Source organism: Comamonas sp. (assembly GCF_009360615.1).
GTDB lineage: Bacteria > Pseudomonadota > Gammaproteobacteria > Burkholderiales > Burkholderiaceae_C > Comamonas.
The window spans coordinates 21,435-34,995 of record NZ_SPEY01000114.1 but is presented as its reverse complement, the minus strand read 5'-3'; the positions used below and the strand labels follow the sequence as shown (position 1 = coordinate 34,995).

At 63.8% G+C, this 13,561-nt stretch carries 13 protein-coding genes; all 13 read right to left on the bottom strand.

Annotation, left to right across the window (positions count from 1 at the left end):
* Nucleotides 1-2: 2 nt before the first annotated feature.
* The 13 genes from E2583_RS23730 to surE all read right to left on the bottom strand — a co-directional run bounded on the left by E2583_RS23730 (nucleotide 3) and on the right by surE (nucleotide 13,536).
* Complete coding sequence (locus E2583_RS23730) at nucleotides 3-680, bottom strand: tetratricopeptide repeat protein (protein ID WP_291599295.1); 678 nt, start codon at nucleotides 678-680, stop codon at nucleotides 3-5.
* A 49-nt stretch (nucleotides 681-729) separates the two neighbouring features.
* Nucleotides 730-2,076: a histidine--tRNA ligase gene (gene hisS, locus E2583_RS23725; protein WP_291599292.1), complete on the bottom strand. Its 1,347-nt coding sequence runs from the start codon at nucleotides 2,074-2,076 to the stop codon at nucleotides 730-732.
* Nucleotides 2,077-2,222: 146 nt separating this feature from the next.
* Nucleotides 2,223-3,503, bottom strand: a complete 1,281-nt coding sequence (ispG, locus tag E2583_RS23720) for a flavodoxin-dependent (E)-4-hydroxy-3-methylbut-2-enyl-diphosphate synthase (protein ID WP_291599290.1) — start codon at nucleotides 3,501-3,503, stop codon at nucleotides 2,223-2,225.
* A gap of 19 nt (nucleotides 3,504-3,522) precedes the next feature.
* Nucleotides 3,523-4,509 (bottom strand): helix-turn-helix domain-containing protein, encoded by a 987-nt coding sequence (locus E2583_RS23715; RefSeq protein ID WP_291599288.1) that lies wholly within the window; start codon nucleotides 4,507-4,509, stop codon nucleotides 3,523-3,525.
* On the bottom strand, nucleotides 4,502-5,353 hold the full coding sequence (gene pilW / locus E2583_RS23710; RefSeq protein ID WP_291599286.1) for a type IV pilus biogenesis/stability protein PilW: 852 nt from the start codon (nucleotides 5,351-5,353) through the stop codon (nucleotides 4,502-4,504). Before pilW ends, E2583_RS23715 begins: the two co-directional genes overlap by 8 nt.
* Nucleotides 5,354-5,378: 25 nt before the next feature.
* Nucleotides 5,379-6,500 (bottom strand): 23S rRNA (adenine(2503)-C(2))-methyltransferase RlmN, encoded by a 1,122-nt coding sequence (rlmN, locus tag E2583_RS23705; protein WP_291599284.1) that lies wholly within the window; start codon nucleotides 6,498-6,500, stop codon nucleotides 5,379-5,381.
* 130 nt (nucleotides 6,501-6,630) lie between these two features.
* Nucleotides 6,631-7,056 carry a nucleoside-diphosphate kinase gene (gene ndk, locus E2583_RS23700; RefSeq protein WP_158386264.1) on the bottom strand — a complete coding sequence of 142 codons (426 nt, stop codon included), beginning with the start codon at nucleotides 7,054-7,056 and terminating at the stop codon, nucleotides 6,631-6,633.
* A 122-nt stretch (nucleotides 7,057-7,178) separates the two neighbouring features.
* Nucleotides 7,179-8,777 (bottom strand): pseudouridine synthase, encoded by a 1,599-nt coding sequence (locus tag E2583_RS23695; RefSeq protein ID WP_291599281.1) that lies wholly within the window; start codon nucleotides 8,775-8,777, stop codon nucleotides 7,179-7,181.
* Entirely contained in the window at nucleotides 8,774-9,928 is a 1,155-nt protein-coding gene (gene scpB / locus E2583_RS23690) for an SMC-Scp complex subunit ScpB (RefSeq protein WP_291599279.1), read from the bottom strand. Before scpB ends, E2583_RS23695 begins: the two co-directional genes overlap by 4 nt.
* A 99-nt stretch (nucleotides 9,929-10,027) precedes the next feature.
* The gene (locus E2583_RS23685) at nucleotides 10,028-11,086 is read right to left on the bottom strand and encodes an RluA family pseudouridine synthase (protein WP_291599277.1); all 1,059 of its coding nucleotides are present in this window, start codon (nucleotides 11,084-11,086) and stop codon (nucleotides 10,028-10,030) included.
* A 2-nt stretch (nucleotides 11,087-11,088) separates the two neighbouring features.
* Entirely contained in the window at nucleotides 11,089-11,955 is an 867-nt protein-coding gene (locus E2583_RS23680; protein ID WP_291599276.1) for a peptidoglycan DD-metalloendopeptidase family protein, read from the bottom strand.
* Between the two features lie 13 nt (nucleotides 11,956-11,968).
* Nucleotides 11,969-12,754, bottom strand: a complete 786-nt coding sequence (locus E2583_RS23675; protein ID WP_291599274.1) for a protein-L-isoaspartate(D-aspartate) O-methyltransferase — start codon at nucleotides 12,752-12,754, stop codon at nucleotides 11,969-11,971.
* Nucleotides 12,751-13,536 (bottom strand): 5'/3'-nucleotidase SurE, encoded by a 786-nt coding sequence (surE, locus tag E2583_RS23670; RefSeq protein ID WP_291599272.1) that lies wholly within the window; start codon nucleotides 13,534-13,536, stop codon nucleotides 12,751-12,753. Before surE ends, E2583_RS23675 begins: the two co-directional genes overlap by 4 nt.
* Nucleotides 13,537-13,561: the final 25 nt, after the last annotated feature.

Below are 13,561 nucleotides of genomic sequence, written 5' to 3'. Positions count from 1 at the left end.
GATTATTTCTCCGACGGCGTTGTCTTGACCAGAGTGGCGGTTTCAGGGGCCGCACCCAGCGCATTGAGCTTGAACTCCACCAGGTGGCGGTAATCCAGATCCTTGTCCAGCGCCTTGTAGGCGAGCTGGTACTGGGCAATCGCCTCGGCCGGCTTGCCCATCGCACCGTACAGGTCGCCGCGGCGGTCGGCCTGCAGACCGGCGTAGGATTCAGGCATGGCCGCTTCGAGCGCCTTCAGGCCTTCGTCATAGCTTTTTTGCTGCTCCAGCACCGAAGACAGGCGAATGCGCGCCAGAGCCCTGAAACCTTCGTCACCCTTGTCTGCCACCCAGCTCAGCTGCGCCTTGGCGTCATCGAGCTTGCCGGCGTCCACCGAGGCCTTGGCCATCAGCAAGGCCGTCTGGGCGGCCTGGGCCGTACCTGCGTACTTGTCCCTCAGCTCGCCGAAAGCCTGGTCTGCACGGGCGGCGTCCTTGGCCGTCAGCGCTTCGTCCACCGCGAACTCCAGCGCCGAGGCCTGGGTCGCCTGGCGCTTTTGCCAGTACTGCCAGCCGTTCCAGCCAGCCAGTCCGAGAAAGACCACGACCAGCACACTGGTGATCAGGGTTCCCCAGGAATTCCAGAAATGCTTGAGCTGCTCAATTTGCTCTTGTTCTTCAAGATCGAGATGGTTTGCCATGGCTACTTAGATTGAGTGGAACGCTGGTCCGAAAGCGGGAAGCGGAAAATCAAACCGCCGATTTTAGGCTGGCGGCCCACAGGGCCACGTCCGCCAGAGTCTGCTGCACCTGCTGGCCTTCGCCGTCGCGCAGCGACTTCACGGTGACCTTGCCCTGGGACAGTTCGTCCGCGCCGAAGATCAGGGCGAAGCGTGCGCCCGAGCCATCGGCCTTCTTGAACTGGGACTTCATCGAGCCCATGCCCTCGGCCGAGCCGCCGGCGGCAGCGTGCATCTGCACCGCCACGCCGGCTGCGCGCAGCTGCTGCACGGTCTTGAAGACCTGGGGCAGCGCCGAGGCATCGGGGATGATGGCATAGACATCGGCTGCGGGCTGGGGAATCTCGGCCCCCACCTCCTTGAGCACCTCGAGCACGCGCTCGACGCCCATGCCCCAGCCTACGGCCGGTGCGGGCTTGCCGCCGATTTCCTCGATCAGGTAGTCGTAGCGACCACCACCGCAGATGGTGCCTTGCGAGCCCAGCTTGTCGGTGATGAACTCGAATACCGTGAGGTTGTAATAGTCCATGCCGCGCACCAGGCGCGGGTTCAGGCTCCAGGCCACATCGTTGGCATCCAGAATGTCCTGCACGGCCTTCAGGTGGGCCTTGGAGGCATCCCCCAGGTAGTCCATCAGCCTGGGGGCGGCATTGACCATGTCCTGCATGGCCGGATTCTTGGTGTCGAGCACGCGCAGCGGGTTGCTGTGCATGCGGCGCCTGGCTTCCTCGTCCATCACGTCGGTGTGCTGCTCGAAGTAGGCGATCAGGGCCGCGCGGTGCGCCTTGCGCTCCTCTGGCTGACCCAGGCTGTTCAATTCCAGACGCACGCCATCGATGCCCAGCTCCTTCCACAGCTGCGCAGCCAGCAGAATGACCTCGGCATCCAGCTCGGGACCGGCAAAGCCCAGGGCTTCCACGCCGACCTGGTGGAACTGGCGGTAGCGGCCGCGCTGGGGACGTTCGTGGCGGAACATCTGGCCGATGTAGAACAGGCGCTTGCCGCCTTCGTACAGCAGATTGTTTTCCACCACCGAACGCACCACGCCGGCCGTGCCTTCGGGGCGAAGGGTCAGGTGCTCGCCGTTGAGCTTGTCTTCAAAGGAGTACATCTCCTTTTCGACGATATCGGTCACCTCGCCCAGGCCGCGCACAAACAGGGCCGTGGGCTCGACGATGGGAGTGCGGATATTGCGATAGGCGAAGCGCCCCATCAGATCGCGCACCTTGGCTTCAAACCACTCCCAGCGCGCCGAGTCGGGGGGGAGGATGTCGTTCATGCCTTTGACGGCAGTCAGTTTTTCGTTCTTGGCCACGTGAAATCTCACACTTGGGCTACTAGCAAAAAAAGAGCACATTGAACTTGGCAATTATGCTTTTTAGCTAGAAACCTAATTCAAATCCATATAGATAGTGCGTAAGCAGCTATCAATTCCAAAGTACCGGCTCGCCGGCATTGTGCCAGCAAGCGCAATCACCGGGGCGCTGCAGGCGCTTGAACCGCTCAGGCCTTCTGCCCGTAGCGCCGCTGTACATACTCCTGCACCAGGGCCTGGAACTCCTCGGCGATATGTTCGCCGCGCAGCGTCAGGGCTTTCTCCCCGTCGATGAACACCGGTGCCGCAGGCGCTTCGCCATTGCCGGGCAGGCTGATGCCGATATCGGCATGCTTGCTCTCGCCGGGGCCGTTGACGATGCAGCCCATCACCGCCACCTTCAGGGCCTCCACGCCGGGAAACCGCGTGCGCCAGACGGGCATTTCCCCGCGCAGGAAGTCATCGATCCTCTTGGCCAGTTCCTGGAAGGTGGTGCTGGTGGTGCGGCCGCAGCCCGGGCAGGCGGTGACGCTGGGCACGAACACGCGCAGGCCCAGAGCCTGCAGAATTTCGGAGGCCACCACGACTTCCTGGGTACGGGCTTCGCCGGGCTGGGGCGTGAGCGAGACGCGAATCGTGTCGCCGATGCCTTCCTGCAGCAGGACCGACAGCGCAGCGGTGGAGGCCACCGTACCCTTGGTGCCCATGCCGGCCTCGGTCAGGCCCAGGTGCAGGGCGTAGTCGCAGCGGCGCGCCAGCTCCCGGTAGACCGAGATCAGGTCCTGCACGCCGCTGACCTTGCACGACAGGATGATGTTGTCGGGATTCAGTCCGATCGTCCTGGCCAGCTCGGCCGAGGTGATGGCCGAGGTGATCAGCGCTTCGTACATGACCTGGCGTGTCTCCCAGGGCTGGGCACGCCGGCTGTTCTGATCCATGAGCTCGGCCATGATTTCCTGGTCGAGCGAGCCCCAGTTCACGCCGATGCGCACGGCCTTGTCGTAGCGGGCAGCGATCTCGATCATCTGGCCGAACTGCTTGTCTTTCTTGTCGCCCTTGCCCACGTTGCCGGGATTGATGCGGTACTTGGACAGCGCCTGGGCGCAGTCAGGGTAATCGGTCAGCAGACGGTGGCCGTTGTAGTGGAAGTCTCCGACCAGCGGCACATACTCGCCCATGCGGTCGAGTTGCTCGCGGATGTACGGAACGGCCGCCGCCGCCTCGGGCGTGTTCACCGTGATGCGCACCATCTCGGAGCCGGCCTGGGCCAGCTGGCGTACCTGGATGGCGGTTTCCACCGCATCCACCGTGTCGGTATTGGTCATGGACTGCACGCGCACAGGCGCATCGCCCCCCACGGTGACCACGTTGTTGCGCCACACCACACGGGCCTGGCGCGATCTGCGCGGCAGCGGGCTGGCGATGGATATCGCCTGACCGAGCGGCTGCGAACTTTGAGAATCTTGCACTCTTGTTTACCTCGAACGGTTACTTCACCTCGAAGCGAGCCACATTGTCGCGCGTGCTCGAGATATCGAAGGGTTCGCCACGTACTGTCACCTGCGTGCCCTTGGCATTGCCCACGATCACCGACAGGGGCAACGGGCCTTCGGCCGTCGCAGATTCATCCTTGGACAGGGTCTTTTCCAGCACCACCTTGCCGGTCCCGTCCTTGACCTTGACCCAGGACTGGCCGGCATTCGCCTTCAGCACCAGCAGGCCGGCTGCGCCGGACGCAGGCGAGGCGACATCGGCCGCCGGAGTGGCTGCCTGGGGCACGGCGGCAGCAGTTGCGGGAGCTGCCGGAGTTGCAGCGGCAGCATCGCCCGTCACGCCGGCCGCAGCCACCGCCGCCGGCTCCGACGCCGCAGCCGATCCGCCCTGAGCAGTCTCGTTGGCCTGGGTCGCGGGCATCGCCGCCGGAGCAGCCACCACCGCCGCCTCGCCGGACTCGAGCGGCGCGGGCACCTGAACCTGAGTGCCTGCCGCATCGGTGCCGTCGATCACCTGATGGAATGGAACAAAGTACACGGCAGCCGCTGCCGCCAGCAGAATCAACACACCTGCCGCGATCTTGCGCGAGCTGCTGTTGCCGGAGTCCAGCGATGTCCCCGTGACCTTGAAGCTGCTGCGCACCTTCACGGCTTGGTTGATGCCGGGGCCCGTGTTGGCCAGGCTTTTGATCTCGGTGCGCGGCAGCAGGGCCAGCACCGGATCGGCCTCGATATGCAAAGTCCGGCACATGCCCATGGCCAGGGCACGCATGAACACATGATCGGGAAAGGCCGCGTAGTCATCAGCCTCCAGCGCTTCCAGCTTGCGCTGCGGCACCTTCAATGTTGCCGCCATCACGGGCAGCTGCATGCGGGCCGCTTCCCGCGCCTGACGCAACAAGGCCCCCGCCGTGGTCTGTGCCGGAGTTGGCGCCTGCTCTTCGCTTTGCATAGTTTCCTCTTCCACCGCAGCCTCACTCATTGAAAGCTCCGCGCTCATAGGCCAGCCACTGACGCGATTGAGGAAAACGCTCGCGCAGCTGATCGGCCTGTTGACGCGCTCCAATGTCGTCGTGCAATGCCCTGTCTATTTTGATTCCCAGCCAGAGGCTTTCTGCGCTGGCCTGATTGCTATTGTTATTCAAGCGCCGGATGTAGAACTGCGCTTTTTTCAGATCACCCTTGAGCCAGAGCACGTTCGCCAGGTTGTAGCCGGTGGCGGCGTTGCCCACATCCATCTCGTAGGCGCGAAACATGCTCTGGTAGGCCGGCTCCAGCTGGCCTGCCTGCTGATAGCACATGCCCTTGGCCAGCAGGGTCTTGGGCTGCTCGCGATAGCCTGGCGCCTGCAAGGCCCTGTCAAACCATTGCTGGGCTACATCGAAGTGCTTTTGCTGACATTGCATCCAGCCGTAATTGTGAATCTGGTTGCCGTCGCGCGGATTGAGGTCCACGGCCTTGCGCATGGCGACCTCGGCCTGGACCCAGTCCTGGTTCTGCATGAGGATCAGGCCCAGCAGACCGTATGCATCGGCGTAATCGGGCTTGGCAGCCAAGGCCTGCCCCACTTCATCCATGGCCACGTCCAGACGCCCGGCCTGAAAGTAGTTGGCCGCCAGTTCCAGACGGATCTGTGCACGGCGATTGGCATCAGCGACCTGGGTTGCGCCCGTGCTGACCACGGAAGCCTGGGGAACGGACGTAGAGGAAGTGGTGGTCGTCGTCGTCGAGGTACAGCCCACAAGTGCCGCGACCGCAACCGGTACCCCCCACCGGGCCCACAAGCCCCAATGTCGCCAAACCGGTCGCTGTGCCACTGCCCTCATCGATTGTCCTTTATTCAAAGCTCCGTCAAGACACCTGCTTGAGCGGGATGGTGCGCTGCCTGGCCATACGCTCGGCTGCGCGGGTTCTATCCTTGACGTCACCGGCCAGCTGACCGCAGGCCGCGTCGATATCGTCGCCACGTGTCTTTCGCACCGTGGTCACGATGCCCGCGTTGCTGAGCAGGGCGGCGAACTCGGTCACGCGCGCTGCGGACGAGCGCAGCAAGCCCGAAGCCGGAAAAGGATTGAACGGAATCAGGTTGAACTTGCACCAGCTCTTGCCATCGCCGCGCGCGCGCACCAACTCTATCAGCTGGCGCGCATGCTCCGGCTGATCGTTGACGCCGTCGAGCATGCAATACTCGAAGGTGATGAAGTCGCGCGGAGCAAACTCCAGATAACGCTCGCAGGCGTCCAGCAGCTCGGCAATCGGGTATTTCTTGTTCAGCGGCACCAGGTTGTCGCGCAACGGATCGTTGGGCGCATGCAGCGACACGGCCAGCGCCACGGCGCAATCCTGCGACAGCCGATCCATCATCGGCACCACGCCGGAAGTGGACACTGTCACACGGCGGCGCGACAGGCCGTAGCCATGGTCGTCCAGCATCACGCGCAGGGCCGGCACCAGCGCGCTGTAGTTCTGCAACGGCTCGCCCATGCCCATCATCACCACGTTGGAGATGATGCGATCTTCGGTACCGAAACGCTTGCGCAGCGAATGTTCGGCATACCAGAGCTGGGCAAGGATTTCGCCAGTATCGAGGTTGCGGCTGAAGCCCTGATGCCCCGTCGAGCAAAAGCGGCAGCCCACGGCGCAACCGGCCTGGGACGAGACACACAGCGTGCCACGGTCGTCCTCGGGAATGAAAACGGATTCGACGGCATTGCCGTCACCCACATCGAACAGCCACTTCACGGTGCCATCGGCAGAGACATGCTCGGTCACCACAGGCAAAGCGGTAATGTGGGCCCGGCTCTTGAGCTTTTCGCGCAGGGACTTGGCCAGATCGGTCATCTGGTCGAAATCGGATGCGCCACGCTGGTGAATCCAGCGGAACAGCTGCGTCGCACGGAAACGCTTCTCCCCGAGCTGCTCGCAATAAGCGGTCAGTCCTTCGAGGTCAAAATCAAGCAAATTAGTAGTCATATCGGCATGTGGCGAGGCGTCTTGCGAACGGTGTTTGCCACGCCGTGGCCAGCATCTTCAAGTGCTGACACCGGCTTCGCCCAGGCGAAGCGCTGGCGTCAGCGAGAGCATGCTGTAAAGCTAGCGTGGATTAACGCGAGTACACGTTCATGCCGGGGAAGAAGAAGGCAACTTCCACGGCAGCGGTTTCAGCAGCGTCGGAGCCGTGCACGGCATTGGCGTCGATGCTGTCGGCGAAGTCGGCGCGGATGGTGCCCTTCTCGGCCTTCTTGGGGTCGGTGGCGCCCATCAGTTCACGGTTCTTCAGGATGGCGTTCTCGCCTTCCAGCGCCTGAATCATCACGGGGCCGGAGACCATGAAGTCCACCAGATCCTTGAAGAAAGGACGCTCCTTGTGCACGGCATAGAACTGCTCGGCTTCGCCGCGCGACAGGTGCACCAGCTTGGCAGCCACGATCTTCAGGCCGGCAGCTTCGAAACGGGCATAGATTTGACCGATCACGTTCTTGGCAACTGCGTCGGGCTTGATGATGGAGAGGGTACGTTCGATAGCCATGATGATTATTTCCTAATCAGGGTTACTATGGTTTTTTGCCGAAAAAGCAAAACAGTTGATTTTAGCGGTGCCGCCAGAGACCTTGAAGTCCAGGCAGCACTCAAATCCTTACGGATACCTTTTTAGCGGCCACCGCGGCGGCCACCACCGCCGCCGCCGGGGCGGCGCTTGGCATTCTGGCGAGCGCGCGACAGGCTGTCGCCGCCGATATAGCCCACCGAAGTGCGCATGGGGTCGGGCTGACCGCCTCCCTGCGCGCGGCCCGCGCCGCCGGAGCGTCCGCCGGACTTGTTACGCGGGCTGTCGCCCAGCATGCCGCTGGGCGCCGGGCGATTGCCGTCCCATTCGCCACGGCGCTGACCGCCGCCTTCGCGGCGACCCTGGGGTGCACGATCGGCGTTCATGCCGTTGCCACGACCGCCGCTGCGGCTGTTGCGGCCGCCGCGGTTGTTGGCACCGCGGGTGCCATTGTGATTGCGCTCGACGGGAGCACGCTCCTTGACGCCGGCAGCCGACATCAGCGCCTGGATATCGGCCTGGTCGAGCTCCACCCAGGCGCCGCGCTTGAGACCGCGCGGCAGCATCATGGCGCCATAGCGAATGCGGATCAGACGGCTGACCGCATGGCCCACGGCCTCGAACATGCGACGCACTTCGCGGTTACGCCCCTCGGAGATGGTCACGCGGTACCAGCAATTGGCACCTTCGCCGCCGCCGTCCTCCACGGCACCAAAGCTGGCTTCGCCGTCTTCGAGCTGCACGCCGTCCAGCAGGCGCTGCTTTTCTTCCTTGCTCAGCGCGCCCAGCACGCGTGCCGCATATTCACGCTCCAGGCCAAAGCGGGGATGCATGAGCGAGTTCGCCAGCTCGCCCGAGCTGGTGAACAGCAGCAGGCCTTCGGTGTTCAGGTCCAGACGACCCACCGACTGCCACTTGCCATGCTGCAGCTTGGGCAGCTTGCGGAACACCGTGGGACGGTTCTGCGGATCGTCATGCGTCACCACTTCCCCCACGGGCTTGTGGTAGGCGATCACACGTGCGGGCGGCGGATCGATACGGAAGCGGATGGGCTGGCCGTTGACCTTGACGATATCGCCGAACTGAATGCGCTGACCGACGTGGGCGGGCTCGTTGTTGACCGAGATGCGCCCCTCCAGAATCAGCTGCTCCATCTCCAGGCGAGAACCCATGCCGGCCTGGGCCAGCACCTTGTGCAGCTTGGGAGAGTCAACCTGGGGCGCCAGCACGCGCTTGGCGGGCATGGCGCTGCCGTTCTCTTCCTCGTCGTCGAAGTCGCCCGAGATCACATCGGCAAAGTCGATGTTCTGCCCCTTGCGCCCCCTGGAGCCATGAGGAGCGGCAACGCTCTGCACAGCCGCTTCGGCAACCACGGCCTCCGCCCCATCACGTCTCTGGTCTTGGTCTTGGCTCTGGTCCTGGGACTGCAGCTCGTGCTCGGCCACGGGCTGAGCCAGCTCCTCAACGGCCGCGGCTTCTTCGGCACGGGGCTTGGCGACACGCTTGCGCGCAGGCTTGACCTCGCCAGCAGCGTCCTTCTTGACGCCGGCACGCTTGCGCGGCGCTGCGGGCTTCTTGGCCTCGGCTGCATCCTTGGCACCATCGGCCTTGGCTGCGCGGGGCTTGCGAGTCTTCTTGACCGGCTCGGCTTCGGGCGAAGCGGCTGCGGTCTCGGGCATCGGGTTCGATGTCTCGTTGTTCATTCCAGTTTTCCTTCGGGGATGACGCCATCGTCATCCTCCACAATGCGTTGTTCTGCCGACCCGACGGCATCGTCGGCCCGCGCTTTCGTCTTTGCGTCCTCGGCCTCGTCGTCGTCGCTGCCGTAGTCATCCTCGAGAAACGCCTTCAGACCGACCCACTCGGTACGTCCGGCTTTCTTGGCCGCCGGCTTGGGCTGCGGCTCTGCCTCCCTGGCAGTCCTGGGGGGCCTGGCCGCCTTCGGCTGGCTCACGGACGCAGGCTCCTCGGTCGGCCCAGGCTCCGGATCTGGCAACCCGGCCGATATCTCTTCAGAAGCAGCCTTCGCAATGCCATCCTGCGCTTGATCCGGATATGCCTCCAGCTCTGGTACATCAACCTCCGACTGAAGCTCCGACACAAGCGCGGCCGGCGCTTGCGCCACTGGTTCGGCATCGATACCCGGCAGCTCCTGCGCGCCATCTTCCTCATCCCGGGCACGGAGGATCTCACTCTCCGCCGCATCGGACTCTGTCGCGACATCCGCCGGCTCTGCGGCCTCCACGCCCTCCTGGTGCGGGGCCTCTTCGGCACCGGCCTCCGGCACGGCGGCTGGTTCAGCCTCCTCCCCATCCAGCGCCTTGAACAGACTTTGCTGGGCCTGGGTTTCCTCCAGCATGGGCAGTTGATCCAGCGACTGCAGACCGAGATCATCGAGAAACTGGCGCGTGGTGGCAAACAGCGCGGGCCGCCCCACGGTTTCACGGTGACCGATGACCTCGATCCAGCCTCGGTCTTCCAGCTGCTTGATGATCAGGCTGTTCACGGTCACGCCGCGAATGTCCTCGATGTCACCCCGCGTGACCGGCTGACGGTAGGCAATGATGGCCAGGGTCTCCAGCGTCGCCCGCGTGTACTTGGGCGGCTTTTCGGGATGCAGCTTGTCCAGGTAGACACGCATCTCGGGTCGGCTCTGAAAGCGCCAGCCCGAAGCCACCTGCACCAGTTCCACGCCCTTGAGGGCCCAGTCCTTTTGCAAGTCCAGCAGCAAATCCTTCACCGTGTCCGAGCCCAGCACATCATCAAAAAGTGAGCGCAATTCCCGCAACGTCACAGGCTGCGGGGCACAAATCAATGCTGTTTCAAGAACCCGCTTGGCATCTACCGTATTCATGGGCGCAGCGTTTCGGGAGAGGCTGTCGCACCGCCTTCGGTGGGACGCCTGATTCTAAGAAGAGAGGGAAGCGCCCCAGAGATGCCATGCGAGCGATGGTCAGAGGCTTTCCGGCAGATTGTAACGCAGACCCCATAAATCCAGTGCGACGGCCATGTCTTGTGGCAGCGGCGCATGGTGGACCAGCGGCTTTTTCGTCACCGGATGCGCGAAGGCAAGCCGGAAGGCATGCAACGCCTGGCGCTCGAGCCCGCCCTCGGGGCGCCCCCCATACAGCGCATCGGCAATCAGCGGATGGCCGAGCGAAGCCATGTGCACCCGGATCTGGTGCGTGCGACCAGTGTGCAGCGTGCAGCGCACCAGGCTGTGCGCGGCATCGCCATCGAGCAGGTCAAAATCGGTACGCGCCTGCTTGCCGGGATGCAGATTCAGGTCCACCACCGCCATGCGCAGGCGGTTGCGCGGATCGCGGCCAATCGGCGCATCGACCTCGCGGTGCTTGCGGCTTCCCCAAGGGTGGTGGGCAAGCGCCAGATACTGGCGGCTCACCTCGCGTGCGGCGATCATCTTGATGAGCGCATCCATGGTGCTGCGATTGCGCGCAACCACCATCAGCCCGCTGGTGTCCTTGTCCAGCCGGTGGACAATGCCGGCACGTGGCACCTGACGCGCTTTTTCGTCACGCGCCAGCAGACCGTTGAGCAGGGTGCCCGTCCAGTTGCCGGGTGCCGGATGCACCACCAGACCCGCAGGCTTGTTGATCACCAGCAGATCCTCGTCCTCATAGACCACCTGCAGATCCATGGCCTCGGGCTGGAAGGCCATGCTCTGCTGGGTGGGCCGCATTTCCACGCGCAGGCGGTCAGCCACTGCCACCTTGACCGAGGACTTGAGCAGAACCTTGCCGTTGAGCGTGACCGCACCGTCGGCCAGCAATTGCTGCAGATAGCTGCGCGAGAATTCGGACACCCCCAGTGCCAGCACCTTGTCCACACGCTGACCATGATGCTCGGAGCCGACCGTGAGTTCGCGGTGCTCGACCTCGGCACAAGCCAGGCCGTCATCGGCCGACTCGTCCCAGCTGTGCTCGACCGTGTCAGAAGGCACAAGCCCCTGCAGGGCAGGGGCTTGTGCGACTTGCTTTCGTTGCGAGGCCATGCTCAGCGCGAGGGCAGGTAGCGCGAGGGATCGACAGGCTTGCCCTGACGACGCACCTCGAAGTGCAGCTTGACGCGATCGGCATCGGTGCTGCCCATCTCCGCAATCTTCTGCCCCTTCTTCACGGCCTGATCTTCCTTGACCAGCAGGGACTGGTTGTGTGCGTAGGCCGTCAGATAGGTGTTGTTGTGCTTGAGGATGATGAGGTTGCCATAACCACGCAGGCCGGCACCGGCATACACGACGCGGCCATCGGCCGCAGCCAGCACGGGATCGCCGGCCTTGCCGCTGATGTCGTAACCCTTGTTGCGCTGCTCGTCAAAGCCGGCAATCAGCGAGCCGCTGGCGGGCCAGATGAAGTTCACATCATCGGCGCCCTTGGCAACTGGTGCCGGGCTCGTGGCCGGTGTGGAAGGAACCGGCGTTGCGGTAGCCGCGGGAGGGGTCACGGGCGCGGTCGTCGCCGCGCTGCTGTTGCTGCCGCCGCCTACGACGACGGGCGCGACACCGCGGCCCGAACCGGACGATGCAGCAGGCACGTCACGTCCGGGCGGCACCACACGCACCACCTGACCGACTTCGATCACGTTGGGATTGTCCAGATTGCTCCAGCGAGCAATATCCTTCCAGCTCTGGCCGTGCTCCAGACCAATCTTGATCAGAGTGTCGCCGGGCTTGATGGTGTAGTAACCCGGCTTGCCGGCATTTTCAGCACCGGGCAGCGACTTGACGTCCACAGCGGAAGACGAGGAGGCCGACTGTCCGCGATCCTCCACAGGAGCCCTGTTTGCCTGGGCAGCACAACCGGCCAGGATGACACCTGCCAGCACAGCCGTTCCCCATGCACCAAGACTTCGCGATACCAACATAAGCTATTCCCTTCTAGGCGATCCCCGATTTTAGAGGGACAAAGTTGACTGCTTCCAAAACTGTCTGCGTAAAACCGTGTGAACTCTTGTCAATCACCAGCAGCGCCTGCTTGCCCGCGCCCACCACGACCGGAGCCACCAGGCGACCGCCCACGGCGAGTTGATCGCACCACTCCTGCGGCACCACGTCACCGCCGGCAGCGGAGATGATGCCTGCATAGGGTGCTCCGCTGGCAAAACCCACCATGCCGTCACCGAGAATCAGATGCACATTGGACAGGCGCATGGGACGCAGGTGGCTGCGCGCCTTTTCGTGCAGGCCGCGCAGCCGCTCGATCGAATAAACCTCTTTGGTGAGCAGGGACAGCACGGCGGCCTGGTAGCCGCAACCCGTTCCGATCTCCAGCACGCGCCCTTGACCGCTCCTGGCCGCATCGGAGTCGAGCAGCAGCTCGATCATGCGGGCCACGATGCTGGGCTTGGAGATGGTCTGACCCAGGCCGATAGGCAGGCTGGTGTCCTCATACGCCTGGTTGACCAGGGCACTGTCGACAAAGCGGTGGCGCTCCACCGTAGCCATGGCGTGCAGCACGGCAGGATTGCTGACCCCGGCCGCCGCGATGCGCTGGACCATGCGGGAACGCACCGTGGAGGAGTCCAGCCCCACCCCCACGGGCGAGGCAGCCACGCGCAACGGATTGATGGGTTTGGGTGCGACGGGCGGCCGCGCCACGCTGGTGGCCGTTTGCACGGAACGTGCAATCCAGCCCGGAACCTGAGGTGGACGACGCTCGCTCACGATGCCGCCGTCGAAGTTGTGGACGCGCCCGCCAGCTTGCTCGCCGTCTGCGCCCAGTAGCCCAGGTTTTCATGATCGGTCAGATCGACCTTGAGCGGCGTCATGGAGACATGACCATGGGCCGTGGCATGGAAATCCGTGCCTTCGGAATCATCCTTGGCAGCCCCGGCGCTGCCGATCCAGTACATGGTCTCGCCGCGCGGGCTTTGCTGCTGGATGGCCTGCTCGGCCGCGTGGCGGCGCCCCAGGCGGCACAGCTTGACGCCCTTGAGTGCACCCAGGGGCATATTGGGAATGTTCACGTTCAGCAGCCAGGGAGCCGTGCCGATCAGTTGCTGCGCCTGCATCTCCTGGACCATCTGGCGGGCCTTGGCAGCCGCCGCCTCCAGCTCGGCCCACCCCTTGTCCACCTGCGAGAAGGCAATCGAGGGAATGCCGAACAGGTAGCCTTCCATGGCAGCCCCCACGGTGCCTGAGTAAATCGTGTCGTCTCCCATGTTGGCACCGTTGTTGATGCCCGAGACCACCAGATCGGGCCGGTATCCCAGCAGGCCGGTCAGCGCGATATGCACACAGTCCGCAGGCGTGCCGTTCACGTAGCGAAAGCCGTTATAGGCCTGATGCACATACAGCGGCGCATTCAGCGTCAGCGCATTGGACTTGGCGCTGTTGTTGTGCTCCGGCGCCACCACTTCGACGTCTGCCACGGTGCGCAGCGCGTCGTGCAAGGCCACGATGCCTGGGGCCTGGAAGCCGTCGTCATTGCAAATAAGAATCTTCATGGATGAGGCGGATTGTAGGCCGCTC

Excerpts from the sequence above, each read along its gene's own strand:
- E2583_RS23730 (WP_291599295.1), bottom strand. The coding sequence starts at position 680 with ATGGCAAACCATCTCGATCTTGAAGAACAAGAGCAAATTGAGCAGCTC.
- hisS (WP_291599292.1), bottom strand. The coding sequence starts at position 2,076 with ATGTGCTCTTTTTTTGCTAGTAGCCCAAGTGTGAGATTTCACGTGGCC.
- E2583_RS23715 (WP_291599288.1), bottom strand. The coding sequence starts at position 4,509 with ATGAGTGAGGCTGCGGTGGAAGAGGAAACTATGCAAAGCGAAGAGCAG.
- pilW (WP_291599286.1), bottom strand. The coding sequence starts at position 5,353 with ATGAGGGCAGTGGCACAGCGACCGGTTTGGCGACATTGGGGCTTGTGG.
- rlmN (WP_291599284.1), bottom strand. The coding sequence starts at position 6,500 with ATGACTACTAATTTGCTTGATTTTGACCTCGAAGGACTGACCGCTTAT.
- ndk (WP_158386264.1), bottom strand. The coding sequence starts at position 7,056 with ATGGCTATCGAACGTACCCTCTCCATCATCAAGCCCGACGCAGTTGCC.
- E2583_RS23695 (WP_291599281.1), bottom strand. The coding sequence starts at position 8,777 with ATGAACAACGAGACATCGAACCCGATGCCCGAGACCGCAGCCGCTTCG.
- scpB (WP_291599279.1), bottom strand. The coding sequence starts at position 9,928 with ATGAATACGGTAGATGCCAAGCGGGTTCTTGAAACAGCATTGATTTGT.
- E2583_RS23685 (WP_291599277.1), bottom strand. The coding sequence starts at position 11,086 with ATGGCCTCGCAACGAAAGCAAGTCGCACAAGCCCCTGCCCTGCAGGGG.
- E2583_RS23680 (WP_291599276.1), bottom strand. The coding sequence starts at position 11,955 with ATGTTGGTATCGCGAAGTCTTGGTGCATGGGGAACGGCTGTGCTGGCA.
- surE (WP_291599272.1), bottom strand. The coding sequence starts at position 13,536 with ATGAAGATTCTTATTTGCAATGACGACGGCTTCCAGGCCCCAGGCATC.